The sequence below is a fragment of the Rummeliibacillus sp. TYF005 genome (genome assembly GCF_003844195.1).
GTDB lineage: Bacteria > Bacillota > Bacilli > Bacillales_A > Planococcaceae > Rummeliibacillus.
Window position 1 is genome coordinate 20,423 of record NZ_ML122557.1, and the last position, 25,626, is coordinate 46,048.

21 protein-coding genes and 1 pseudogene are annotated in these 25,626 nt (G+C 34.4%); 13 read left to right on the forward strand and 9 right to left on the reverse strand.

The genetic code is table 11. The features are described from left to right. Positions 1 to 241: 241 nt before the first annotated feature. Positions 242 to 934 carry a B3/B4 domain-containing protein gene (locus CW357_RS09745; protein ID WP_119414531.1) on the reverse strand — a complete coding sequence of 231 codons (693 nt, stop codon included), beginning with the start codon at positions 932 to 934 and terminating at the stop codon, positions 242 to 244. Between the two features lie 59 nt (positions 935 to 993). Here CW357_RS09745 and queG point away from each other — a divergent pair, with 59 nt between their 5' ends. From queG to CW357_RS18250, 3 genes are all read left to right on the forward strand, one after another. Beyond that, positions 994 to 2,130, forward strand: coding sequence for a tRNA epoxyqueuosine(34) reductase QueG (queG, locus tag CW357_RS09750; RefSeq protein WP_124217924.1), 1,137 nt, complete (start codon positions 994 to 996; stop codon positions 2,128 to 2,130). 106 nt (positions 2,131 to 2,236) lie between these two features. After that, a complete protein-coding gene (gene trmL, locus CW357_RS09755) occupies positions 2,237 to 2,710 on the forward strand; it encodes a tRNA (uridine(34)/cytosine(34)/5-carboxymethylaminomethyluridine(34)-2'-O)-methyltransferase TrmL (RefSeq protein WP_124217925.1) in 474 nt (157 codons plus the stop codon). A 342-nt stretch (positions 2,711 to 3,052) separates the two neighbouring features. Continuing rightward, positions 3,053 to 3,214 carry a hypothetical protein gene (locus tag CW357_RS18250; RefSeq protein ID WP_158582308.1) on the forward strand — a complete coding sequence of 54 codons (162 nt, stop codon included), beginning with the start codon at positions 3,053 to 3,055 and terminating at the stop codon, positions 3,212 to 3,214. Between the two features lie 94 nt (positions 3,215 to 3,308). Here the strand turns inward: CW357_RS18250 and CW357_RS09760 are convergent, their stop codons facing one another. Beyond that, positions 3,309 to 4,610, reverse strand: a complete 1,302-nt coding sequence (locus CW357_RS09760) for an NCS2 family permease (protein ID WP_119414534.1) — start codon at positions 4,608 to 4,610, stop codon at positions 3,309 to 3,311. A gap of 153 nt (positions 4,611 to 4,763) precedes the next feature. Between CW357_RS09760 and CW357_RS09765 the strand changes: the two genes are divergently transcribed. Further along, complete coding sequence (locus CW357_RS09765; protein WP_119414535.1) at positions 4,764 to 5,591, forward strand: aldo/keto reductase; 828 nt, start codon at positions 4,764 to 4,766, stop codon at positions 5,589 to 5,591. Between the two features lie 72 nt (positions 5,592 to 5,663). On the opposite strand, the gene CW357_RS09770 is transcribed toward CW357_RS09765, so the two are convergent. The 3 genes and pseudogenes from CW357_RS09770 to CW357_RS18885 all read right to left on the reverse strand — a co-directional run. Beyond that, positions 5,664 to 6,191 carry a thioredoxin family protein gene (locus CW357_RS09770; protein WP_119414536.1) on the reverse strand — a complete coding sequence of 176 codons (528 nt, stop codon included), beginning with the start codon at positions 6,189 to 6,191 and terminating at the stop codon, positions 5,664 to 5,666. Continuing rightward, a complete protein-coding gene (locus CW357_RS09775; RefSeq protein ID WP_119414537.1) occupies positions 6,191 to 6,616 on the reverse strand; it encodes a disulfide oxidoreductase in 426 nt (141 codons plus the stop codon). Before CW357_RS09775 ends, CW357_RS09770 begins: the two co-directional genes overlap by 1 nt. A gap of 120 nt (positions 6,617 to 6,736) precedes the next feature. Continuing rightward, a pseudogene (locus CW357_RS18885) lies at positions 6,737 to 6,991 on the reverse strand (cupin); the annotation flags it as partial. 388 nt (positions 6,992 to 7,379) lie between these two features. On the opposite strand from CW357_RS18885, the gene CW357_RS09785 reads away from it, so the two are divergent. The 4 genes from CW357_RS09785 to CW357_RS09800 all read left to right on the forward strand — a co-directional run bounded on the left by CW357_RS09785 (position 7,380) and on the right by CW357_RS09800 (position 11,237). Continuing rightward, complete coding sequence (locus CW357_RS09785) at positions 7,380 to 8,495, forward strand: GAF domain-containing sensor histidine kinase (protein WP_124217926.1); 1,116 nt, start codon at positions 7,380 to 7,382, stop codon at positions 8,493 to 8,495. Positions 8,496 to 8,507: 12 nt separating this feature from the next. Beyond that, positions 8,508 to 9,161, forward strand: coding sequence for a response regulator transcription factor (locus tag CW357_RS09790; protein ID WP_119414540.1), 654 nt, complete (start codon positions 8,508 to 8,510; stop codon positions 9,159 to 9,161). A gap of 230 nt (positions 9,162 to 9,391) precedes the next feature. After that, positions 9,392 to 9,889: a DUF6323 family protein gene (locus CW357_RS09795; RefSeq protein WP_119414541.1), complete on the forward strand. Its 498-nt coding sequence runs from the start codon at positions 9,392 to 9,394 to the stop codon at positions 9,887 to 9,889. Then, entirely contained in the window at positions 9,876 to 11,237 is a 1,362-nt protein-coding gene (locus tag CW357_RS09800) for a DUF6179 domain-containing protein (RefSeq protein ID WP_164489577.1), read from the forward strand. Before CW357_RS09795 ends, CW357_RS09800 begins: the two co-directional genes overlap by 14 nt. A gap of 82 nt (positions 11,238 to 11,319) precedes the next feature. Here CW357_RS09800 and rsgA read toward each other — a convergent pair whose 3' ends face one another. From rsgA to CW357_RS09815, 3 genes are all read right to left on the reverse strand, one after another. Next, the gene (gene rsgA / locus CW357_RS09805; RefSeq protein ID WP_119414543.1) at positions 11,320 to 12,393 is read right to left on the reverse strand and encodes a ribosome small subunit-dependent GTPase A; all 1,074 of its coding nucleotides are present in this window, start codon (positions 12,391 to 12,393) and stop codon (positions 11,320 to 11,322) included. 311 nt (positions 12,394 to 12,704) lie between these two features. Continuing rightward, the gene (locus CW357_RS09810) at positions 12,705 to 13,601 is read right to left on the reverse strand and encodes a cation diffusion facilitator family transporter (protein WP_119414544.1); all 897 of its coding nucleotides are present in this window, start codon (positions 13,599 to 13,601) and stop codon (positions 12,705 to 12,707) included. A gap of 95 nt (positions 13,602 to 13,696) precedes the next feature. Then, positions 13,697 to 15,049, reverse strand: coding sequence for a hemolysin family protein (locus CW357_RS09815; RefSeq protein WP_233548011.1), 1,353 nt, complete (start codon positions 15,047 to 15,049; stop codon positions 13,697 to 13,699). Positions 15,050 to 15,710: 661 nt separating this feature from the next. On the opposite strand from CW357_RS09815, the gene CW357_RS09820 reads away from it, so the two are divergent. The 4 genes from CW357_RS09820 (at position 15,711) to CW357_RS09835 (ending at position 24,008) form a co-directional block, all read left to right on the forward strand. Further along, positions 15,711 to 17,450, forward strand: coding sequence for an ABC transporter ATP-binding protein (locus CW357_RS09820; protein ID WP_124217928.1), 1,740 nt, complete (start codon positions 15,711 to 15,713; stop codon positions 17,448 to 17,450). Positions 17,451 to 17,453: 3 nt separating this feature from the next. Beyond that, the gene (locus CW357_RS09825; protein WP_124217929.1) at positions 17,454 to 19,196 is read left to right on the forward strand and encodes an ABC transporter ATP-binding protein; all 1,743 of its coding nucleotides are present in this window, start codon (positions 17,454 to 17,456) and stop codon (positions 19,194 to 19,196) included. A gap of 213 nt (positions 19,197 to 19,409) precedes the next feature. After that, positions 19,410 to 23,216, forward strand: coding sequence for an AAA domain-containing protein (locus CW357_RS09830; protein WP_241155071.1), 3,807 nt, complete (start codon positions 19,410 to 19,412; stop codon positions 23,214 to 23,216). Between the two features lie 21 nt (positions 23,217 to 23,237). Next, the gene (locus CW357_RS09835) at positions 23,238 to 24,008 is read left to right on the forward strand and encodes a hypothetical protein (RefSeq protein ID WP_119414547.1); all 771 of its coding nucleotides are present in this window, start codon (positions 23,238 to 23,240) and stop codon (positions 24,006 to 24,008) included. 9 nt (positions 24,009 to 24,017) lie between these two features. On the opposite strand, the gene CW357_RS09840 is transcribed toward CW357_RS09835, so the two are convergent. Then, on the reverse strand, positions 24,018 to 24,221 hold the full coding sequence (locus CW357_RS09840; RefSeq protein ID WP_119414548.1) for a YheE family protein: 204 nt from the start codon (positions 24,219 to 24,221) through the stop codon (positions 24,018 to 24,020). 242 nt (positions 24,222 to 24,463) lie between these two features. Here CW357_RS09840 and CW357_RS09845 point away from each other — a divergent pair, with 242 nt between their 5' ends. Further along, the gene (locus CW357_RS09845) at positions 24,464 to 25,603 is read left to right on the forward strand and encodes a DUF445 domain-containing protein (RefSeq protein ID WP_233548013.1); all 1,140 of its coding nucleotides are present in this window, start codon (positions 24,464 to 24,466) and stop codon (positions 25,601 to 25,603) included. Positions 25,604 to 25,626 lie beyond the last annotated feature (23 nt).

Here is a 25,626-nt window from a genome sequence, read left to right on the forward strand (position 1 = left end):
AAGGGAGGTAAAGAAAGGTTTAATTAAAGTTTTAACCGTGCCTATTGTCGGCTGCATTCTTGTATTATTGGTACCAATTCTTTTTCATTATTATTTTTAATTTATCTAACTTTCTTAAATTCAAAATCCACCTCTTGAGATAAGAGGTGGATTTTTTGTTTCTAACTGATATATATTGAGTTGTATTTACGTTGGTATGACAAGGTCGGCTTACAACTAATAATAAGCCTCCTACTCGAAGCTATATTTCGACTTCTCTATGTTCTTTTGTTATTAGAGCAATTGTGTAGTCACCACCGTGAATTTGAGAGAACATTTTGCCAGCAGCATTTAATAATTCTATACTTTCCTCATCTGAAAAAGATGGACGTAAATAGAATAGTTGAATGGCATCAGTTGTATTTTCTGTAACAGCTGTCCGCTTAGAGTCAACGAATGGACTACCGAAAGGTCCTTTTGAATCTTTTGAATGGGCTATATTTTTTAATGAATTAAAACGACCGTTCAAACCCTCATATCCGGTCTCCTCATTGCCGAGCGCAATCACAATATCTCCATCTATTAAATTTTCATCGTAAATCCCAATAGGAATTTCATATTGAAGAGAAAAGAAATTATTCAAATCTACTGCAGATTGGAAAGGGGTTAAATAGTTTTGTTTGGCAATTCTTCTCATTAAGCTTTCTGCTGAATGACGATAACGATTTTGATCACCACCTAAAGCTTTCCATGTTGAACGCCATTCTTTAATACCAGGTCTTTCTGTAACAGCTTGTTCTTGTAATTCTAGAAAAAGGTTTTCTTGATACAATTGTGTTCTCCCTTTAATCATTTGAGGAGATTCTGCTACTACAATTTTGGTATAATGAATAATGCCGATTTTAAATGCCGGTACTAGATTTGTTAATGATGAGTCCAATGTTATTTTAGTCACTATACATCACCTAATCATATATTTTTTCCAGTTTATCATAGAAAGAGGAGTGAAACCAAATGAATATGACTGAGCTAAAACAAGAGTTCATCGCCTATGCACAAATCATAGGCGTCGATAAAATTGGTTTTACTTCTGCATCACCATTTATGGAATTAAAGAATCACCTTCGTCGTCAACAAGAATTGGGTTATCAATCTGGTTTTGAAGAATCAGATATAGAGAAACGAACAGAACCTAAACTTTTACTGGAGAATGCGGCAAGTATAATAGCGATTGCGATTGCTTATCCATCAAAGATGCAAAATGCACCTCAAGGAAAAAAAGGTGCAAGACGTGGAATATTTTGTCGTGCTTCTTGGGGCATCGATTATCATACTGTTTTGCGTGAGAAGCTTGCGTTATTGGAGGCATTTCTTCAAGAAAAAGTACCTGAATGTAAGATACGTTCAATGGTCGATACTGGAGAATTATCAGACCGTGCAGTAGCAGAAAGAGCCGGTATTGGCTGGAGTGGAAAGAATTGCGCCGTCATTACACCTGAATATGGTTCTTACGTATACTTGGGTGAGATGATTACAGATTTACCATTTGAATCAGACGAGCCGATGGAAGATCAGTGTGGAGAATGCAGATTATGCTTAGATGTTTGTCCAACAGGTGCGCTTGTTCAGGGAGGACAACTAAATTCACAAAAATGTGTTGCTTATTTAACTCAGACAAAAGGATTTTTGCCAGACGAATACCGTGCTAAAATAGGTAATCGTATTTATGGCTGCGACACGTGCCAAACTGTTTGTCCAAAAAATAAAGGGAAGAGTAACTGGATACATGAGGCATTTAAGCCCGATCCTGAAGTGGCAAAACCATTACTTGAACCTCTATTAGCCATTTCAAACCGTGATTTTAAAGAAACCTATGGACATATATCTGGCTCTTGGAGAGGCAAGAAACCCATTCAACGAAATGCTATAATCGCATTGGCGCATTTTAAAGAAGTCTCTGCTTTACCTACTTTGATCGAAGTTTTTCAAAAAGATGAGCGCCCTGTTATACGAGGAACAGCTGCATGGGCCATTGGTAAAATCGGTGGTAAAGAGGTAGAAGAAGTGTTACGAGAAGGTCTCATCCGAGAAAAAGACGAGGAAGTTCAATTAGAAATACAAAAAGGGTTAGCGTTTATTAGCGGCCAATAAAAACTAACAATAGTAGGGATTAGCATCACGTCCTGTACGTAAACTTCACATGTATTGAAGTTTCGCTTTATAATTGTTATTAGAAAAATAAAGGAAGTGTCTCGAAGTGTCTTTACACATCGTATTATATCAACCAGAAATCCCTGCAAATACAGGTAATATTGCCAGAACTTGCGCAGGAACAAATACACATTTACATCTAATTCGTCCATTAGGATTTTCAACAGACGATAAAATGTTAAAAAGAGCAGGCTTAGATTATTGGCCAAAAGTTAATATTACTTATTACGATTCTATAGAAGAATTTTACGAAAAAAATGCAGAAGGTACTCTCTACTATATTGAAACATTTGGAACAAAAGCATATTCAGATTTCGACTATAGTAACACAGAAGAAGAAATATATTTCATGTTTGGAAAAGAAACGACAGGCATTCCAAAAGAGATCATTCAAGAGCATCAAGAACAATGCTTACGAATTCCACAAAGTGATAATGTTCGTTCTTTGAATCTATCTAATACTGCAGCTATTGTAATTTTTGAAGCCTTACGTCAACAAGGGTTTAGAGGCATGCACTAACAAATATATAAAAAGAGGGCAACCATAAAAGGCTGTCCTCTTTTTATATAAATGATTATTTTTCAGAATACGGTTTGTCTTCATAACCAGCAGTGAAGATTGCAGTTAAGAAAGATAGAATAACTCCAAGTATTAATAATAATTTCATGGAAGTACCCTCCTCATAATAAATGAAAAAGTAAAAGTTCTCTTACAAGTATAGCCCAATTTCACCAAAAATGAAATGTAATTTCCAAACTAAAATATGGCGGAAATTGGTCATTATCTAATCATGATTTTTCAATTCATAACATCTGTATTACTGTACAGAATAAGAATAACCTATTAAAAGGAGTGTTAATCATGTCAAGAGATAAAAAAGCAAAAGAAAATGGATCAATGGCCATTTCATTTGACGATGTTGAAAATCTTGGATGGCAAATGGAAAAACGCAGAAGTGAAACGGAACTAGAAGAAGTAGGTAGAGAGCAAGACCCTGAACAATTTGATGATAATAATAAATAAAAAATAATATTAGTGGAAAAAGTTAAAAAAGCAATTGGAGGAGAAAAATCTCTGTTCCAATTGCTTTTTAAATATAAAGAATAAGGTATTTTAATTATCTTAAGAAAATAAGCTGAATAGCAAATAAAATAGCAAAGAAATATAACAATGGGTGAACCTTTTTTGCATCACCTTTGACTATTTTTAAAATAGGATAAGCGATAAAACCAAAGGCTATACCTGTTGAAATACTTGATGTCAAAGGCATGATTAAAATGATTAAGAATGCAGGGAATGCTTCATCAAATTTACTCCAATCGATATCTTTGACAGATGCAATCATCAATGTACCTACAATAACTAATGTTGGTGAAGTAATAGCAGCAACGCCAGAAACAGCACCAACTAAAGGACCAAAGAATGAAGAAACGATAAAAAGAATAGCAACTGTTAGAGTAGTTAAACCAGTTCGACCACCAGCAGCAACGCCAGAAGATGATTCAACAAATGCTGAGTTTGGGCTTGTACCAAACATAGCCCCAATTGTAGTACCAAGTGAATCTGCTAAAAGAGCTTTACGAGCGCGTGGTAACTCATTTCCTTTCATCAAACCAGCTTGCTTCATAATACCAACGAGTGTCCCAGTTGTATCGAACAAAGTGACTAAGATGAAGGAGAATACTACACCATATAAACCATAATGGATGACATCTCCAAATGCATCTACTGGGTTCCAGATTAAAATGCCTTTAGGTAAATGTGGAATTGCTAATACCTTTTCAATTTTCAATTGTCCTGTAAATGCAGCGATAATACCGGTTGTAATCATCCCGATAAACAAGGCACCTCTTACATTTCTCACCATTAACACAACTGTAATGATCAATCCAAACAAAGTTAACATAACCCCAGGAGAAGATAAATCACCAAGTTTAACAAGATTACTACTTTCGTCTGCAACAATTACATTACTCATACGCAAACCAAGAAAAGCGATAAATAAACCAATACCTGCAGTAATTGCACGTTTTAAATTTTCAGGAATTGCTGTAATTAGTTTCGCACGAAGAGGAGTTAAAGATAGGATAATAAATATAATACCTGCTACAAAAACTGATGCAAAGGCAGTCATATAATCTATTTTTCCATTTGAAGCTAACACAACTGAATAAGTAAAATATGCATTTAAGCCCATACCAGGTGCAATTGCTATTGGATAATTAGCACAAAGTGCCATCCATAAAGTTCCTACAACTGCTGAAATAATAGTAGCCATAAATACTTGGTCAACAGGCACTCCAGCTTCAGATAAAATTACTGGATTGACGACAATAATATAGACCATTGTAAGGAATGTTGTGATCCCAGCAATTATTTCTGTTTTTATATCAGTATTATTTTCTTTTAAATGAAACAACAAAATACCTTCTTTCTAAACACGAACGTTTTTAACAACATTTAATATAATATTCGTTTATGAAATAAATTGCAACCGTTCAGAAAAATTCATTATTCTCGAAATACTTTGATAATATTTGTATAATAAGAATACCCAAAAGGAGGAAATAACATGTATTCAATAACTTCAACAAAAAAATTACATAACGGTATAGAAATTCCACGTTTTGGATTAGGTGTTTATAAGATGGATCAACCAGAAGAAGCGTTCAATTCGATTAGAAAGGCGTTGGACACTGGTTATATTGCAATTGATACAGCAGCATTTTATAAAAATGAACAACAAGTTGGAGAAGCGCTTCGTGCATCTGGAAAACGTAGAGAAGAAATTTTTATCACTTCAAAAGTTTGGAATACCGATCAAGGTTATGACGAAACTTTAAGAGCGTTTGAAAAAACATTAACGGCTCTTAATACCGACTATTTAGATTTATATTTAACACATTGGGCAGTTCCTGATAAATTTACAGAAACGTATCGTGCAATTGAAAGATTATATGATGAGAAGTTACTTCAAGCAACAGGTGTATCAAATCACCAAATCCATCATCTTGAAAAGCTCTTTGCAACGGCAAATGTAAAACCAATGGTAAACCAAGTCGAATTACATCCTTACCTTTCTCAAGTCGAATTACGCGAGTTCTGTCAAAAAAATGATATTGTCATTACTGCTTGGTCTCCTCTAGGTAGAGGTCGTGTTTTACAAGATGAAACTATTGCTGCAATTGGTCAAAAATATGGTAAATCAGTTGCCCAAACCATCATTCGATGGCATTTACAAAGTGACCATATAGTCATACCAAAATCAGTAACTCCAAGTCGTATCGAAGAAAACGCAAATGTATTTGATTTTGAACTTACTGCAGAAGATATGGCGGCAATCGATGCACTAAATCGTAACGAACGTTTCGGTTCACATCCAGATCATTTTTCTTTTTAGTACACAAAAAAACAACGCCTCATGAGAAATCTGAGGCGTTGTTTTTCATTTGTTCTAGAGTTTTTAATAGGATTATCTATCCTTCAAAATCGTTGCTTCAAAGAATTGTTTAAAAATGTCCTCTTTTTGTTCTCCAACAACACGTGCTTGTTCTTTACCATCTTTATAGTAAACAAGCGTTGGTGTTCCTTTAATATTATATTGATCCCAACCTTGTTCAAATTCAAGTAGATTATATTGGTCGATATGAACACCCATATCTTTTGCTAGAGGCATTAAGATTGGAGTGATTCTCTTACAATGTGGACAGTCGGATTTGAAGAAATAGACCATTTCTTCGTCGCCACTAGAGATTTTCTTTTCTAAGTCTTCAGGTAAAATAATATTTTGATAGTTTTTATCATCTAAAATATCAATCGTAGACTGTGCTAAATCTGTTTTACCGTAAAGGTTACTAGAACCGGAAGTCTTCTCTTTGTTGGAACTATTATTTAAGAAATAAAGTGTAGCAAATGCGGCTATCACGATGAAACCAATGATTAAAATAACCGTTAACTTATTGTCGTTCTTCTGGGCATTATTTTTTTTAGAATTTGCCATTAATGTTCCTCCTTAAGTGCTTTTAACATATAGAAGCTTGTACCAGCTATCAAGATAAAGGCTATAAGTGAAAGGAATGGAATAGTGATAAATCCAAACCAGTTAATATAATCTGATGTACAAGGTACTCGTCCACATGAAACAGCTGATTCTTGTAGTGCAGGTAATTTTTGAATACCATAATGATACAATGCAATACATACACCTAAACAAGAGAAAATAGCACTTGTAACTGCAATCCGGGCGTTTTTCTGAACATATGCCACAGCTAGTACAATGACAAGTGGGTACATTAGAATGCGTTGAAACCAACATAATTTACAAGGTTCAAAATTTTGGACTTCTGAGAAAAAAAGAGAGCCCATTGTTGCGATTAGTGATACAACCCACATAAAAAGTAAGCTATACTCCAACTTTTTTGACATATGAAATCTCCTAATCTTAGTATATTCTTTTCCGATTATAATAATAATAATAGTAGATGTAAAACATTAGTACTCGAATGAGGATTTATTTTCCACTAATATTATTTCATAAAAAAGTTCTTAATCACTACAGTGTAAAGCTTCACTCGATAAAGTATCCAATAATATACTATCTTCACTAATGTTAAATCCTTCTATTATAAGCGCAACCAATCCTTGATTAGACTTAGTTTCATGCCATTCTCCATGATCCCAGAATACGGCTATACCTTTTTGGACGGAATAATATTTTTTATCTTCATTGCAAACGACGCCTTCGCCTTCAAGTAAATAGAGTAATTGAGGTGTTGTTGTTTGATGAAACCCAATTTTACCATTTCCTTTAAAGTCATAACTGAAATTCTTAGCTCACAATTTAAATGCATAAAAGAGTTCATAAGAAAATTAGAATTATATTGTGTCACTCGCTTTGCGTTCTCTGCGTTCATCTTATAAAACTTCATATATTACTCCTCCTTTTATCTGTATATCTCACTTTGAACAGGTTTGGTAACACTATAGCTATGTGATCTATCTTATTTCTTATATTAAAGAAGATATTAGACAAATCCTCTTTTAAATTTCAATTTGACATATTAAAGGCTTATTTTTCCGTAAACAAATATCAGTCTAATTACCGAGAGGCTAATCATGCCATGAAAGATAGGTCAGTGGTATGATTAAGAAAAGAAGAGAATTGGGCATCCAAGATTGGAGGCAATTGATGAATTCTACAGATCATTCAAATATTAGTTTATTAAAAGAAATTGCAGAATTATTAAACGAAGGAACAGAAATGCAACCAATGCTCCAAGGTGCACTACGGAAATTTTTAAAAGGTACTAATTTTGAAACAGGTTGGATTTTCTTTGTAAATAAACGGGGGAGACATGAGCTTATTGCACATGAGAATTTACCACTTGCATTGGAGGATCGAAATTGCCATTTCCTTGAAAAAGGTGGTTGTTGGTGTATTTCAAAATATCGCAATCAAGAATTGATGAAAGCTTCTAATATTATTGAGTGCCAACGTATTGAGAATGCTACTACTGCTTGTGTTGGTGATTGTGCAGGTATTACTCATCATGCGACGGTACCTTTACAATCTGGACAAGAACGATTTGGATTACTAAATGTAGCTTCACCGAATACAGTACGTTTTACTGACGATGAATTAGCCTTGCTTGAATCGGTCGCTTTCCAAATGGGTTCTGCAATCAAGAGGATACTTCTAACAAAACAAGAGCAAGAAATGGCACTTGTACAGGAACGTAACCGACTTGCGAGAGATTTACATGATTCGGTCAATCAATTACTCTTCTCTGTCACGTTAACTTCACGAGCAGGTATTGAAATGGCAGAGAAAACAGAGACAAAAGAAACTTTTAAAGAAATTCAAAATTTAACACAAGAGGCACTTACAGAGATGCGTGCTTTAATCTGGCAACTTCGTCCAAAAGGTTTAGAAAGTGGTTTAATCGAAGCGATAAAAGGATACGCTGAAATGCTCGGTTTACAGCTGAAAGTAAAAGTATCTGGCGTACTCCAACTACCTTCTCGTATTGAAGAGACACTTTTCAGACTAACGCAGGAAGCGCTTAACAATGTAAGAAAACATGCAGGTGTTAAAGAAGCACAAATTTTCATCACGATTACACAAACAGATGTATTACTTGTTATAAAAGATGAAGGTAGAGGATTCCAAGTTGACTCACTCGTCCAACTACCTTCAATCGGGTTACAAAGTATGCGTGACCGCACAAAAGCTTTAGGTGGCTCGGTTGATTGGGTAAGTAATTTGGGCAAAGGAACAGAAATCTTAATCCGTTTACCTTATTAAAGGGGGATAAGTATGATTAACGTTTTAATAGCTGATGATCACCATGTGGTAAGAAGGGGATTGTTGTTCTTCCTTAAAACTCAAAAAGATATCGAAGTAGTAGGAGAAGCTTGTAATGGCAAAGAGGCAGTCGAACTAACTAAAGAGCTACATCCTGATATTGTATTAATGGATTTAGTCATGCCTGAAATGGATGGTATCCAAGCGACAAAACGCATTAAGGCAAAATATCCAGAAATACAAATTTTGATGTTAACAAGTTTTTCTGATCGTGACCATGTTGTACCTGCTATTGAAGCAGGGGCAGCAGGTTATCAATTAAAAGATATCGAACCTGATGAGCTTGTTTTAGCAATTCGACGAATTATGGCTGGGGAAAATATTATGCACCCACAAGCAACCACACAACTTATACGAAATCGTGAGATAATGGAAGATCTTCCACATGTCAAACATCCACTGACAAAAAGAGAACAGGATGTCCTAGCCGAATTGACAAAAGGAAAAAGCAATAAAGAAATTGCGGCATCACTTTTCGTTACTGAAAAAACAGTGAAAACACATATTTCGAATATCTTCGCTAAGCTAGAAGTACAAGACCGGACACAGGCTGCACTCTATGCTGTAAAACATGGTTTAACAGAAGGTAGCGGAGAAGATTATTAGGAAATATCTTAATATAAAAAATCGCCATCTCTTAGTGTAGAGAGGCGATTTTTTATTTTATTTATATAAATGAGTAAAATTCAATATTCAATCTCTCTATAGACAATATCCACTTTTATATGGTATTATATAAAATCCGTAAAGGTGTATAATATTTAAATATATCATAAATATTATAATTTGTCAAGTTTAATTCGTTTAAAATATTAAAAAAATTGAAGGTGACTCGATTGGATTTTAATATCATGAATATTCATTCATCCTTAATTCAAAAACAGGCAGTGCAAGAAATTTTTCAATGTAATGATTTTACTACTAAATATGGTCTTAGTTTAACGGAACAACAAGCAATGGAATTAGTTAAAACAAGAAATCAAGTATTAAGTTCAAATGGTCGAGTTGAATTTAGTGGAGGAATTATTCATAAAATCATTCAGGAATTTTGTGACTCTCCTTATATTACAAAAGACAATTACGTCTCTACAATCCAAGAACTCATTGAAATCTTTTACTATTACAAAAATGAAATGGAAGATTTAGTGAGCGATGATGATTTAATCTATTTCATGGGAAATGCCTTTAATCAAAAATGTCAAGGGTCTCTAGAGTTACTTTCTGGTAGAGAACTAGATAAAATAGCTACGAATCTTAGGTATGGAAAAAATCCATTAGATGATGAAGAAGCTGATTGCGAGAATGAGGATGATGATAATTATGAGGAGTATTGAAAAGTTTGGTGAGATATATCGATTTAATCTAAGTGAGGAATTTTACGTTCAATCCCTTTTAGAAATAGCTGTTCAAAAAAATATATTAACACTAGAAGAATTAGAAAATATCCAGGTTCAATGCATACAACTTCTTAACAGCCAAATCGAAAAATATAATAATGGTCAATCTAGTTCCGTTAGAGTTGAAGTTGCTGAAGGAATCATGAAATCGATTTTTTATACAATAGGCATACAACTAAAAGCAGTACCAAATCCGAAAGATGCAGTTCAAATGTTAAAAGCAACTGCAATCGAAAAACTGTATCAACTGGGAAGAAAAAGAATTGATCAGAAGCTAAAAGCGACAAAGGTTTTTGCTAATATGATGTTGGAAAATAAAATAGATACTCCTCAAGAAATATACAACGCCACTGTGACAGAAGGAGTAAAGGGCTTTTTTAAAATTTATAATCCTAATTTCGAAGCTCACGAAATTCATATTACCGCTGATTATCCAATTTGTGTGCCAATCGGTGGCTTTGTTGGTATTGAATTTATGCAGAAATATGTAGAAACCATTAATTATGAAAATATGTTTTGCCGGTATTTTTCTTCAGAAGCTATTCATCACTTATTAAGTGGATATCAAGAAGAGTATCAATATTTAGTGATGAATATATATGAAAAGGTCCTTACAACAGCAATTGGTTGCAAAATTCTTGGAAAGGATTCAAGGGATTTAACAATCACTAAGATTCAAAAAAATTATTTGTTGCATTTTTTATCAGCACAGTCAGATGAACAATTGAAAGAAATTGTATTGAAGGCAGCAAAACTTTTAAAGTATGAGCTAGGTATTAACGCCGGTTCTTTAGAAAAATACATTGATAAGAGTTTATCAATTATAGTGGCGAATATAGCTACAGCAGTAAAATCGAATGCGCTCGATCAACAATTTATAACGGCAAAATATATTGACAAGAACTATAAGATAAAATTTTCAGACGGTAGCAAAATAGACGATGAGTTATATAGAAACGTCATCAAAGAAATAAAAGAATGTCGCTATACTTCTGATAAATTAGCGATTATAAAAAGTGAAATACATTCTATGAGTGATTTAGAAGATGTGATAAGAGATGCCACATTATCAAAAAGTGAAATAATGGAAGTCCTCACTTTACTCAATCCTATTGAAATTGCTGCACTATTAAAGCGTCACTCTTATGATTTGGAACTAGAATTTAATGGAGTGCGTGAAGAGGAAATGCGATTTAGAGAATGCCTGGATATATATCTATCTTTACAATCTAATGATTTAAGGGGTCAAATATTAAAGGCTTCTCATCAAATTGAAGAGAAATAAGAAAAACTGCCTGTAAAGTCCAAACAAAAAGAGGGGGATTAGAAACCCCTCTGAAATTTCGTTTTATCAAATAAAATGTAATCTACCTTTTGGTGTTCTTTTTAATTTGCTTTGAAGTATTTTTCCCTCTGCTTCGCTCAGCTAATTGGGCTTGGGTGTTCGCTTTTCTTTCAATAAATGCAAGTTCACGTTTTAGTTTGAAATAACTATCATATCTATCTTTTTCGAGTGTACCTTCCTCAATTGCTGCTTTTACAGCACATCCAGGCTCTTTTTTGTGTTCACAATCTCTAAAACGACAGTGTTGAGCTAGTGTTTCAATATCATTAAAACTACTATCTAGACTATCTGAATTATTCCATAATTGAAATTCGCGCATTCCAGGGGTATCAATCAGTAACCCGCCAGTTGGCAATTGGAAAAGCTCACGATGTGTCGTTGTATGTCTGCCTTTATCATCATTCGTACGAATTGTTTGAACGGACATTACCTTTTCCTCACAAAGTGCGTTTGTTAAAGAGGATTTACCAACACCGGATGAACCGAGTAAAGCCCCTGTCTTGCCATCTGAAAGTAATTGTTGCAATAGGTCAATTCCCTCACCAGTTAAACTACTGACTGTGTAAATCGGAACACCAAAGGCGATTGTTTCAACTTGGTCTACATATTCTGAAGGATCTTCGCACAAATCCTTTTTGGTTAAGACAATAATAGGATTTGCCCCAGAATCATAGGCTGCGATTAAGTATCTTTCTAATCTACGTAGATTGAAGTCTTTGTTTAAACTCATGACTAGAAATACATAATTGATATTAACAGCAATAATCTGTTCTTCGACGCTTGAACCTGCTACTTTTCTTGAGAAAAGAGAAGTTCTTGGAAGGATTGCATGAATCATCCCTTTTTCTTCTCCAGGCATTTGTTCTAATACAACCCAATCTCCAATTACAGGATAGTCTCGGCGAACTTGAGCATTATATTGAAAATGACCAGAAGGTGTAGCCATCCATTCACCAAATTCTGTCATCACACGATATGAATGCTTATGTTCCAATAAAACACGACCAACTGTTAAATGTTCGTTCGTATTTAAATGCTTATATGCTTCAAATTGTTTTTGCCAATTATTATTCCAACCGTAATCTTGTAAATTCACTTTTGTTCCTCCTAATGTGTGTAGGCTTAAGAGCCATTTTTGTTTTGAACTTCATTGCAAATGTTGAGCTAATAGAGTCCTAAAAAATAAAAAACCTGTAACTGCAAATTGGCAGTCACAGGTTTCACGCACATTAGAAGAGAGTGTACTTAAAAAGCACACAAGTAGTGAGTGTATCGTAACAAACCAATTTGCTTGGATTCAATGAATGATAGAATTTTCATGATACCTCACCTACTTTCTCTTAGTTGAAACAAGATTAACATTTATTAGTTATAGTGTCAATATTTATATTTTAATTTATCGATTGGTTAAAATATATTATGCTCATGATCACGTTCTAAACCTTCTGGCTCTATATGAACTAGTACTACTGCTAATGGTTTTACACGACGAATGGTTTGCTCAATTTCTTCGGTAATATGATGACTTTGCCAAACATTAAGATCAGGGTTTACAGTGACTGTTAGATCGACAAAAATTAGATTGCCATGATTACGACCTTTAAAATCTATCAATTGAATGACGCCATCTACATTTTTAACAAGCACAGACAGGGCTTCTAATTCCCCTTCGTCAAAGCCGTCTGTTAATGTATGAACGGCTTCAAAGAATATCTCCCAAGCAGTTTTTAAGATTAAACATCCTACAGCTACTGCGGTAATCGAATCGATAATCGGAAAGCCGAAAATAGCACCGAAAATCCCAACTGAAGTACCAAAACTGACCCATGCATCTGAACGATTATCGTAAGCTGCAGCTTTTACTGCTGAACTTTCAATGCGATTTGCTAGTCTAATATTAAATAAGTAAACCAAGTACATCACGACACCACTGCCAAGTGCGACAAATGCTGTTAGCAATGATGGTGTAGCATGATTGTGGTCAATAAAACTTTTCGCAGCATTAAATAGAACTTGAAAACCTACAATTGCCATGATAAAAGAAGCAATTAGTGATGATATCGTTTCAGCTCGCAAATGTCCGTAATGATGATCCTTATCGGGTGGCTTTTGAGAAATTCGAAGTCCTACTAGAACGGCTACAGATGCGATAATATCTGTTGTATTATTTAGCCCATCTGCTTTAAGGGCAGTAGAATGTCCTATAAAACCTATGGCTAATTTAGTAGAACTAAGGATAAGGTAGGTGAAAATACTAAGCCATGCACCTTTTTCCCCTTGTCTTAAATTTGTATATAAGTCCACAATGTTTCCCCCTTGCAAAAGTTTCAGACAAGCGAAAACGACGCACACTATAAATTTTAGCGTGCGTCGTTCTATGTTTAGTTAAACATTAAAAGTTATTCTTCAGATGTGTTGTTTTCTCCATCAATTGAAGCTTGTTCTTTTAATTCTTCTGGAAGTTTGATGACTTCTAGATAAAGAATATGGTGACCGTCTAATTCTTTAATGATAAATTCATAACCTTGTTCAGTAATTTTTTCACCTTTTACTGCATCAAAATCTTGAGTCATGAACCAACCACCGATTGTATCAATATCTTCTTCTTCAATGTTAATGCCTAAAAAGTCGTTTACATTTTCAATCAACATTTTGGCATCTAAGATATAGTGATCATCTTCAATTTTACGGATTTCAGGGACTTCATCTTGGTCAAATTCGTCACGGATATCACCGACAATTTCTTCGATAATATCTTCAATCGTAACAAGACCTGAAGTACCACCATATTCATCCATTAAAATGGCCATATGGATTCGTTCGCGTTGAATTTTTAAAAGTAAATCACTAACTGGCATTGTTTCAAATACACGAATAATCGGTTGCATATATTCAGTAACCGGTTTTGAACCGTTTGCAGGATCTTTAATATAAGCTGTTAAAAGATTTTTCATATTGACAAGGCCAATAATATGGTCTTTGTCTCCATCGATAATTGGATAGCGAGTATATTGTTCTACGCCCATAACTTCAAATACTTCTTTTAACGTTAGCTCTTTTTCGATACCAATGATTTCTGTACGAGGTACCATGATTTCTTTGGCAATACGATCGTCGAATTCAAAAATGCTATTAACATATTTATATTCAGACTGATTAATCTCGCCGCCTTTTAAACTATCAGATAAGATGATTCGTAATTCTTCCTCAGTCATTGCGACTTCGGACTCTTTCATACCTTTTAAACCAAATAGGGCAGCTAAGCCATTGGCTGAAGAATTTAAGAGTTTGATGAATATGAACATCACATTATGGAATCCGATTAAAAAGCCAGAGATATTAAGGGCTACACTTTCTGCTTTTTGAATCGCCAATGTTTTTGGTGCTAACTCACCCATAACTACGTGGACAAATGTCACGATAGAGAATGATAGGATAAATGATAGGATAGATGTAATACTAGGATTTAAGTTAAGTAAGTTGAATAGCGGATCTAATAGTTTAGCAACCGTACCTTCCCCTAACCAACCTAAACCTAAAGATGTAATCGTAATCCCTAGTTGGCAGGCAGATAAATATTCATCTAAACTGTTTACTACCTTTTTTGCTTTTAATGCTTTTTTGTTACCTTCAGCAATAAGCTGATCAATTCGAGTTGTTCTAACCTTTACGATAGCAAACTCTGTTGCTACGAAAACTGCTGAACATGCGATCAAGACAGCAAAAGCTGTCAATCGTATGGCTATGTCCAAAGACTTCCTTTGTTCCAAGACCCAAATGAGGGGGAGAACAAAGTGTACACCTCCTGTGATTTTAAAAATGTTTTAAGAATATAATAAGATATTTTTCGACAAAAAACAAATTATCCATATGCTTTTTGTTCATATTTCTCAAACTTTCTACCTAACGAATCGAATCTAAGTTGAGATTACATAAGATAAATTCTACTATTAAGTTATTCGAAATAAAAATTATTTTTTAAATGAAAAGAAAAAATTTATAAAACTGGGACTCATTGATGAAATTTTCTAAAAGTATTGACAATTATAAAATATTAATGTTAATATTTAGAAACACTAAATACTTTGAGGAAAAGGAGGTATGGAACATGAAAATGATTAAGCATAATTCGATAATCAGTAAATTTCATAATGTATCCACACCAAATCCTCCTAATTTTCTTTTTATCTAAAAATTAATGGTAGGTACGGGTGTGTTCCGTACTCGTTAAAATTAGCGCATGCTCATTTTAGGGTATGTGCTTTTTTGTTGCCTTTAATTCATAAAATTTAGTGAAATGACAAAAAAGGGAGTGTGCATGATGTATGTGCGAAAAATGCGAAGGAAAATGAACAAGGATTCGATTGAAGATGGCTAACTAGACTTTGCAAATGAAGGGAAGGAAATTGATCTATGTTTGATGTATTAATAAAGCTTCAATGGTTTTTTAAAGAAAATTGGAAACGATATACGATTGCTGTAGTGCTATTAATTATTGCTAATACGGTAGAAGTATTGCCACCATGGTTGATAGGAGAATCGATTGATTCAATACATCGTGGGACACTTACAAATATATTATTATGGCAATATATTGGCGCGTTATCAGGTCTTTTAGTAATGGCTTATATTGTCAATTTTATTTGGCAGTATCAATTATTCGGTGGTTCAAATGTAATTGAGCGGAAATTAAGAAAAAATTTAATGGCTCAGTTTTTGAAGATGTCGCCACCATTCTATGAGCGTAATCGTACAGGAGATTTAATGGCCCGTGCTACAAATGATTTGCGTGCTGTTTCCGTAACAGCCGGATTTGGTATTATGACACTTTTAGATTCAACATTATATCTTGCCACAATTATTCTAATGATGGGCTTTTCAGTATCTTGGAAATTAACGCTTGCAGCAATTATTCCATTGCCTATTTTAGCAATTACCATGCAAATTTTAGGTAAAAAAATTCATCAGAAATATATGATTGCACAAGATGCTTTTGGACAGATGAATGACCGTGTACTAGAGGCAGTTGAAGGTGTGCGTGTTGTCAGGGCATATGTTCACGAACGAGCAACGGAAAAACATTTTGACAATATGACAGAAGAAGTTTATGAAAAAAATATGGATGTTGAAAAAATTGATGCATGGTTTACACCAATCACAAGAGTTTTAACCGGGTTAAGTTATATGATTGGACTGGGTTATGGAGCATACCTGGTATCAATTGGTGATATAACTTTGGGAAAATTAGTTTCCTTTAACGTTTATCTAGGTATGGTCGTATGGCCGATGTTTGCAATAGGGGAATTGATCAATGTGATGCAACGCGGAAATGCATCATTAGATCGCGTTCAAGAAACGCTAAACGAGAAAGAAGATGTTGCAGATCCTCAAGAACCTATGGTTATTGAAAAACCAAGTTCGGTTGTTTTCCATGATGTGACATTCCAATATCCTCAATCACAATCGACGAATTTGTCACATTTAGAGGTGTCTCTAGAAAAAGGGCAAACACTAGGGATTGTTGGTAAAACAGGAAGTGGGAAAACCACAGTAGTAAAGCAATTACTACGAGAATACCCTACTGGTGAAGGAAAACTAAAATTATCTGGTGAGTTAATAGAGGCACAAACAAAAGAGCAGGTTCGTAATTGGATTGGCTATGTACCTCAAGATCACGTATTATTCTCCCGTACAATAAGGGAAAATATATTGTTTGGAAAGGCAGACGCTACAGAAGAAGAATTACAGAAAGCTATTCGAGTTTCATGCTTCGAAAAAGATTTGGAAATGCTACCAATGGGGTTAAATACATTAGTTGGTGAAAAAGGGATATCTCTATCAGGTGGCCAAAAGCAACGTATTTCCATAGCTCGTGCATTAATACGTGATCCGGAGATATTAATCATGGATGATTCGCTTTCAGCAGTTGATGCTAAAACGGAGAGTGCGATTATCAAGAATATCCAAGAAATTCGCGAACATAAAACAACAATTATTGTAACGCACCGATTGTCTGCAATTATGCATGCGGATTGGATCATCGTATTAGAAGATGGCAAAATTGTTGAAGAAGGTACACATGAACAACTGATTTCAAAAGAGGGTTGGTACAAAGAACAACATGATCGCCAACAGATTGAGGGGGCGAAATAATTTATGAGTACAACCAAAAGACTTTGGCGTTATGCCTTACTTTATAAAAAAATATTAGCTACAGGACTTTTCCTTTTAGCAATTGCAGTAGTTGCAGATTTAGCAGGTCCATTAGTGGCAAAGAAAATTATTGATGATCATATCTCAAAAGCTACTGAACAAGGCTTAGAATTTCAACCAATTGCTATTTTATTGGCCGTATTTTTTGGGCTAGCCGTTATTACAGCAATATTCCGATATGGGCAATATATTCTATTACAAATGGGTGCAAATCGTATTATTCAAAAAATGCGAAATGATATTTATCAGCATATACAAACACTTCCGATTCGTTATTTTGACCGTTTGCCAGCTGGAAAAGTAGTTTCACGTGTTACGAATGATACGGAAGCGATTCATGATTTATTTGTTCAAGTATTATCGCAATTTGCATCTAGTTTTATGACGATATTTGGCATCTATATTGCACTGTTTTTCTTAGATTGGAAAATGGCTTGTATTGCATTATTAGTTGTCCCATTGCTTATTCTTTGGGCAATCCTTTATCGAAAGTATGCAGCAAAATACAATCATATCGTACGTGGAAAGTTGTCTGATATGAATGGAATGATCAATGAGTCTATTAATGGGATGACGATTATTCAAGCATTTGGACGAGAAAAACAAATGCAAAAAGAATTTGATGAATTAAATGACGAATATTATAAATATCAAAATAAGTTAGTATTACTAGATTCAGCTACTTCACATAATTTAGTTGGTGTCATTCGTTCACTTACATTTATTATGTTCATCTGGTATTTTGGAAGTGCAGAATTAGCTGGAGACCGTGCTATCTCAATTGGTATGTTGTATGCATTTGTCGACTATATTACAAGACTATTTAATCCTGTTACAAATATTGTTAATCAGCTTGCTAACTTAGAAAGAGCAAATGTTGCTTCTGAACGTGTTTTTGATTTACTAGATCAATCAGGTGAAGCGGTCGATGATACAAGAATTGATCGTTATCATGGAGATGTAGCATTTAACCATGTTTGGTTTGCCTATAAGGAAGAAGAATATGTACTAAAAGATATCAATTTCAAAGCAAAACAAGGTGAAACAATTGCATTAGTAGGGCATACTGGCTCAGGAAAAAGTTCAATTATGAATTTACTTTTCCGTTTTTACGATGTGACAAAGGGTTCTATTACGATTGATGGACATAATATTCAAGATTACTCTCGTCAAACTATTCGTGAACATATGGGCATCGTGTTACAGGATCCATATCTATTTACAGGTACAATTGCATCTAATGTAAGTTTAGAGGATCCAAAAATTTCACGGGAAACAGTAGAAAAAGCGCTAAAGGCTGTCGGAGGAGATCAAGTATTAGCGAATTTACCTGGTGGTATAGATGAACCTGTTATTGAAAAGGGGAGTACGCTTTCATCAGGACAAAGACAATTGATTTCGTTTGCGAGAGCACTTGCCTTTAACCCAGCTATATTAATATTAGATGAGGCTACATCTAATATTGATACAGAAACAGAAGAAATTATTCAACATGCAATGGAAGTATTAAAAAAAGGGCGCACAACATTTATCATTGCGCATCGACTTTCTACTATTAAAAATGCAGATAGAATTTTAGTACTTGATCGTGGTGAAATTGTAGAACAAGGTACGCATGACGAACTTTTAGCCTTAGGTGGAAGATATAATCAGATGTATAAATTGCAATCTGGTGAAATGAAATAATTTCTTACTCTCTTATATAGCAAGATAAATCAAATCAATATGACAAAAGACAACTATAGACGTTTTTGTTTATAGTTGTTTTTTTATTTTTTCCAAATATCATCACTCCATCTCTAACGAAAAAACTGATATGATAGATATTAGTGTTTTTTAATCTGAACAGAGAAAAGGTAATTAAGATATTGCTGAAGAACAAGAAAGGAAGTTATGTTCATGGCACAAGTTGTTGCTAAGCCAACTGTAATGCGTACAAATTTAATATTAACGAACAAAGCGCGTGAAGGCATTTTAGCATGGGCGAAGGATGAACATGCTTTTTTTCACCTACAAAAATCATTTGTTGTACACATTGAGCATGTTCAAAATACATCACATGACGAAATGGCTGTCACTCTCTATTTTGATAATGTGGAAAATAATGCACTTGCCGAAAAGTTGGATGAACAAGTAGCGGTCATGAATTGTGTTGTAAAATATGAAGGTTTACTCGCAACAAATTTCCGTGTATTAAGTAAACGAGTACCTGTCCATACGAATCGCCGTTTTAAGACGAAAATGCAGTTTGCTACAAACGCTAGCAATACTGTTGGATTACCACTCGAATTACATAGTAAAATTCGAGAGTTACCAATTGCAGAAGAACGCTCAAAGTATGTCCAAAAGCGTATTTCAAGTTGGGAAGGGTACCTGAAAATCCAAGAACGAGATGCGACTATCGATGATATGACCGTTTCCTTCTCTCATTATGAAGTGAATGAAGATTTCAGTCGTATAACCTTTAAAATCAATGGATTAAAAGAAAATGAATGGAAGAAAATTGTTGGATTAAGTGCAAAAGTGCAAGGATCTAAAGATGAACTGGGGTCAGTACTAAAAGCTCATTCTTCCAAAAAAACAGTTGAAATTGATTTGCGTCCATTTATACAGGAACAAGTACGAAAAGATAGATGGCATCCTAAAACAAGAGAACTCGTGTTTAGTAACTTTGCTACTTTGAGTCAGATTCGTCGTTTACGAAAAGGCTTTAGTGATCTAGAAAAAGGATTGGCTGCGAATGCGAATTTAGAAAAAATTCTATTTGAAGAACGTCCAAGGATTCAACAACCTAAAAAAAGAGTAGAACTACAATTCGATAATCGACTCAATGAATTCCAAAGAGAAGCGGTTATTGGTGCTTTATCGGCTGAAGATTTATATGTCATTCAAGGTCCTCCTGGAACTGGGAAAACGACCGTTATATCTGAAATCTGTCAACAAAACGCTAAGGCAGGATTAAAAACTTTAGTTGCATCACAATCCAATTTAGCTGTTGATAACGCATTAAGTAGACTTCTCGCAAACAAGGACATTCGTATCCTTCGCTATGGTCGTACAGAAAGTATCGAAGAAGAAGGAAAAAAATTCATCGAAGAAAATGTAGCGTTATATTGGCGAGAACAAACATTACATGATTTAGAAGCAGAACTAGCCATTCATCGAGATCGTACAGCTGAATTGGACCTTGCAATTGATCAAAAAGAAAAAGAACTTCAAGGGCTACAACAACAGCTCGCGGTACTAGAAGAAAAAATAGCAGAACAGGAACAAGCTGAAAAAGATTATGTAATCGTTGAAGAAGATATAAAAAATTTAAAGAAATCACTAGGACCTCTAAGAAAAGAACAGCGTCTTTTAGAAGAGAAAGCAAGTGAACTTACTGCTAAAAAAATAATCGAAGAAAAACAGATTCAACAATTCGAAGAGCTATTATCAAAATATGGTTCGTTAGAAAAGTTAGAAGAAACGGTACAAGAAAAACAAACAGAAGTTGTGAAATTGCGCCAACAAGTTTCCTATTTACTTTCTAAAGGTGAATTAGAAAAAGCAGAACTAGCACTGAAAAATGCGCGAACTGCTTACCAAGAATGGCTTGAAAACCATCGAAAACTTCAAGCGTCCAATGAAGCCATTGAAGAATGCAAAAAAATCCAGGATTTAAATGTTTTTATGGAAGAACATCATATCCAAGCGAATACAAAAATTGAATGGCAACGTAATTCCTTTGAACGCATTAAAGCTCAAATGTTTGGCTATAACGATTGGAAAGAAGTAAGAAATCGACTAAACGGAGCAATCGGGTATCTTGAAGGTCAAATAGGTGTTTCAGAAAGTCAGCGTATTTTGCAAAAGGTTGAGATAGAAACGAAGAATGGATATTCTTCCTATTCTATTCGTGAAATCGATTCGGCAATCGATCACTTTAAAAGATTCTTACTCGAGACACCTGACCTTTATATAAATCAGCTTTATGTATACCTTGAGCGTTTGTACAATCGACGCTTTTTTGTAGAAGAACAATTTGGCATGCTTGAAAATCAGCGTCAAGAAATCATGCGACTATTCCAAATGATGAAACAAGAAGTGAAATCGCAAGTATCGTATATCTTGAATACATCAAAACAACATGAAAGTGGATTGCTAAATGTAGGAAATCGCTGGAGTGCTGAGGTTGAACAGTTAAAAAAGAAAATAGACAAGTTAAGTGAAGCTGTTCAAGAAGAACTGACAGAAGCTTTACCAGACATTCAACATCAATTGAACATTCAAGAAAAAGAATTAGAGCAGCTGACTATTCAAATGCAATCGGTAGCTACAACTTTACCTAAACTTAAGCAAATACAGGATACTTTTGAGACTCTTTTAAAAGAGGAAGAAGATGCGCTCGAAAACCTTGCACAAACAGAAGTAAAAGTAAAAGAAATTAATACAAAAGGACTTTTACAAGAGAAAAAATTAAAAGAACTTGAACAAATCCTGCAACAAGATTTAGCAAGACAAAAACAATATACAGAAGAAACGATTAAAGGTGTCGAAAATATAATTGAAAAACTTCATCATGACAAACAACAATTGCCGATTAAACAAAAGTTACAACAACAGTGGCATCAACTATTGTTAAATGCGAGCGAGCATGACCTAGATGAGATACGTAAACTATATGTAAACCATGCAAATGTCATTGGAACAACATGTGTTGCTTCTGCGCGTAAAGAATTTATGGACAACTATCCGACTTTTGATGTGGTAATTATTGATGAAGTCTCAAAGGCAACGCCACCTGAATTGTTACTTCCAATGTTAAAGGGTAAGAAAATTATTTTAGTAGGTGACCATCATCAACTTCCACCACTAATTGGGGATGACACTTTAGAGGAAACGCTTAAAGCGATTATCGATGAAAGTGATGATTTACAGGAAATTAATGAGTTGAGGAAACTATTAAAAGAATCCTTATTCGAACGATTATTTAAAAACTTACCAAAATCAAATAAACAAATGCTAGCCATTCAATATCGCATGCACGAAAATATTATGAAAACCATCGCTCCTTTCTATGAAAACGAAGATAGCCATTTGCAATGTGGTCTAGAAAATTCAGATCAAGTACGAGATCATCACTTAGAAGGTCATTATGTAAAACGAGATGATCATTTAATATGGCTTGATATGCCAAGTAGAAAGCCTTATTTTGAAGAGCAGATGAAAAACGGGAAAAGTCGTTTTAACCCGGGTGAATTAGATACAATTCGCCATACATTACTCGATTTAAATCAAGCTACAGAAATGGCGATTACAAGTGGAAATCTACCAAAAGGAACGAAGAAAAGTGTAGGGGTTATTAGTTTTTACGGTGAACAAGTTAAGAAAATTGATCATCTCATTCAACAAGAACTGAAGCTAGATCACTTGCAATTGCGCACAGGTACAGTGGATAGATTCCAAGGTATGGAGATGGACGTGATCATCGTTAGTATGGTCCGCAACACAGATCATAAAGGTGGAGACATTGGGTTTGCTAATGATTATCGCCGCTTAAATGTTGCGTTATCTCGTGCAAGGGAATTACTAATACTTGTTGGTAGTGTAGAAATGTTTACGAAACGTGCGAAGAAAAAAGAATCTCGCGCCATGTATAGTCATTTACTTGAAGTTGTCAAATCGCAAAATGGACTGCGTGATGAGGAAGGAAAAGCAAAATAGTGTTTGAAAGGAGCACCAATTGTGAACGCATTAGAAAATAAGCTAACTAAAAAAATTAAACAAGATCCAAAAGCGAATATCTTAGCTACATTTAGCTGGTGCTTCCCTATTCAAACAATAGAGTTTAAATATAAACCAGTAAAACGACTAACAATGGATATCTTGATGAAAATGGTTTTACTCAGCTGCAAACAAGCAGAAATTGCAGAACCTAAAGAACTTAGTGACTTGTTGTTAGTAGAAGAATTATTTATTCGAGATTTGCTTCAAAACCTACAAAATAAAGGATTAGTTGAAAAAGAAGCGTACTTTCGATTAACTGCAAGAGGCGAAAAACAGCTCGAAAACGGAATATTTGAAGAGGAACAGGAAGAAGAAACACAAGAATTATTATATAGTGCCAATCACAAAGATTTTCTAACAGGTAATATGGAAGATTTAGATGATTTGGATGAATTACCAGAGCCCTTTCCTTATGCTTCAGAAGAACCGATGGATGTAGAGGATGAAGTGATTTTCAATGCATTACAAGAAAATCGTCCTGCACTTAAGAACGAAGAAAAGGACCAAGATGCAGTTCAAACCTTCATCACCTCAATCACATCAAATAAAATCATACAAATTAACGATGTCCCTTGTGTACAATTTATCCTTTACAATAAAGAGAAAGATTTACTCTATACCCGTGTATGGAACACATTAACGGGACACTGGGATGAAACACTGGAAAAACTTTTAACAGAAAAAGAATTATTAAAATGGCGTGAAGATTATTTAGAACAAATAAAGTAATATCTAATTTTAATCATAAACATGAAACAGCATTAGTTCATGTACCATTTTCTTTACTTGTTCTTCGTCAGGTGGGGTTGTGTCGGTCCATTTAATCGTGCCATCTTGTTCATAAATTCCTTCATAACGATTTTGTTTATAAAAGAAACTAATTGACCAGCCAGGTAATTGTTGGTTTTCAAATAGTGGTTTGAAGCTAAAATGTTGAATCATCTAGTAAGCCCCTTTCAGAGTTTTTAAGTTATCCTTAGTATAATTTACCAGTCCCTAATTTCATAGCAAAATCTAAGGGCTTGTCGAAAAATGGCTATCCATTTAACAATAACTAACTGTCTGCTATAATAAGGCTTAGTTTTAGCTGCTTTCATACAATATGTGGAAGTAAATGGACTCGATTGAAGCATAAATTTATGCACAATATACTAAAGCTTAATTGAAAGAAATGGGTGAATCAATTGAATACACTACTTTCGATTTTATTTATGACCGTTGTTGGTGCAGTAATCGGGGGATTTACAAATCATCTGGCTATTAAAATGCTGTTTAGACCACATGCGCCAATATATATTGGTTCGTGGAGATTACCTTTTACACCAGGTCTAATTCCAAAAAGACGTGGTGAATTAGCGAAACAATTAGGAAAAACAGTTGTAAACTATTTGTTAACGCCCGAAATGTTTCGTAAAAAGCTGTTTACAAATAGCAATCAGCAAAAGGTAGAACAATGGTTGAATGATAAAATTCAAGAAACTATTTTTACGAAAGAAAAAACGATAAAAGATTGGCTACAACAAGTTGGCGTATCGAACTTACCTCAAACGGTTGAAGGTAAAGTAGACAACATTGTTGTGGATCAAGTTAATCATTTCAAAAATGTATTATCGTCAAATGCAATTGAAGAATTATTGCCAGTATCGTGGGAACAAAAGGCAACTTCCAAGATTCCTGATATTGCGCGTTATATTCTAAAAAAAGGCGAGGATTATTTTGAATCTGAAGAAGGTTATCAAACCATTAAAAAGTTAATCGATGATTTCTTAGAGTCTAAAGGGACTTTAGGTGGCATGATTCAAATGTTCTTAGGTGATTCATCATCACTTGTGGATAAATTACAAAAAGAAGTAAATAAATTTATCAATGCGCCAGGAACAATGGTGTTATTAACAAACTTATTAACATCTGAGTGGAAAAAACTAAAAGTACAATCGGTTCCTCAATTAGTAGGTGAATTAGATTTCAACTCAACACAAGCAAGAATTCAAGCCTATGTGAAACAAGAATTACAAATCGAAAATCGTTTGGATAAGCCACTTGTATATTATTGGAATGATGGTGCAGAGTGGATGGCACGAAACGTTGTCCCACAATTCGTTGAAAAAGGCTTTGCTATAGCTGAAGATAAATTAGAGGATGCTATTAAACGCTTGAATTTGGAACAAATCGTAAAAGAACAAGTAGATTCATTCCCAGTATCTGTGTTAGAAGATTTGGTTTTGGGCATTTCAAAACGCGAATTTAAAATGATTACAGTATTAGGTTTTGTTCTTGGAGGAGTAATTGGTGTCATACAAGGAATCTTTGTTAGCATATTCTAAGAGATGATTGGCATTTAATGATT

Coding starts and splice junctions, on each gene's coding strand:
- queG (WP_124217924.1), top strand. CDS start 994: ATGAATATGACTGAGCTAAAACAAGAGTTCATCGCCTATGCACAAATC.
- CW357_RS18250 (WP_158582308.1), top strand. CDS start 3,053: ATGTCAAGAGATAAAAAAGCAAAAGAAAATGGATCAATGGCCATTTCA.
- CW357_RS09765 (WP_119414535.1), top strand. CDS start 4,764: ATGTATTCAATAACTTCAACAAAAAAATTACATAACGGTATAGAAATT.
- CW357_RS09770 (WP_119414536.1), bottom strand. CDS start 6,191: ATGGCAAATTCTAAAAAAAATAATGCCCAGAAGAACGACAATAAGTTA.
- CW357_RS09775 (WP_119414537.1), bottom strand. CDS start 6,616: ATGTCAAAAAAGTTGGAGTATAGCTTACTTTTTATGTGGGTTGTATCA.
- CW357_RS09785 (WP_124217926.1), top strand. CDS start 7,380: ATGAATTCTACAGATCATTCAAATATTAGTTTATTAAAAGAAATTGCA.
- CW357_RS09790 (WP_119414540.1), top strand. CDS start 8,508: ATGATTAACGTTTTAATAGCTGATGATCACCATGTGGTAAGAAGGGGA.
- CW357_RS09800 (WP_164489577.1), top strand. CDS start 9,876: ATGAGGAGTATTGAAAAGTTTGGTGAGATATATCGATTTAATCTAAGT.
- CW357_RS09820 (WP_124217928.1), top strand. CDS start 15,711: ATGTTTGATGTATTAATAAAGCTTCAATGGTTTTTTAAAGAAAATTGG.
- CW357_RS09825 (WP_124217929.1), top strand. CDS start 17,454: ATGAGTACAACCAAAAGACTTTGGCGTTATGCCTTACTTTATAAAAAA.
- CW357_RS09830 (WP_241155071.1), top strand. CDS start 19,410: ATGGCACAAGTTGTTGCTAAGCCAACTGTAATGCGTACAAATTTAATA.
- CW357_RS09840 (WP_119414548.1), bottom strand. CDS start 24,221: ATGATTCAACATTTTAGCTTCAAACCACTATTTGAAAACCAACAATTA.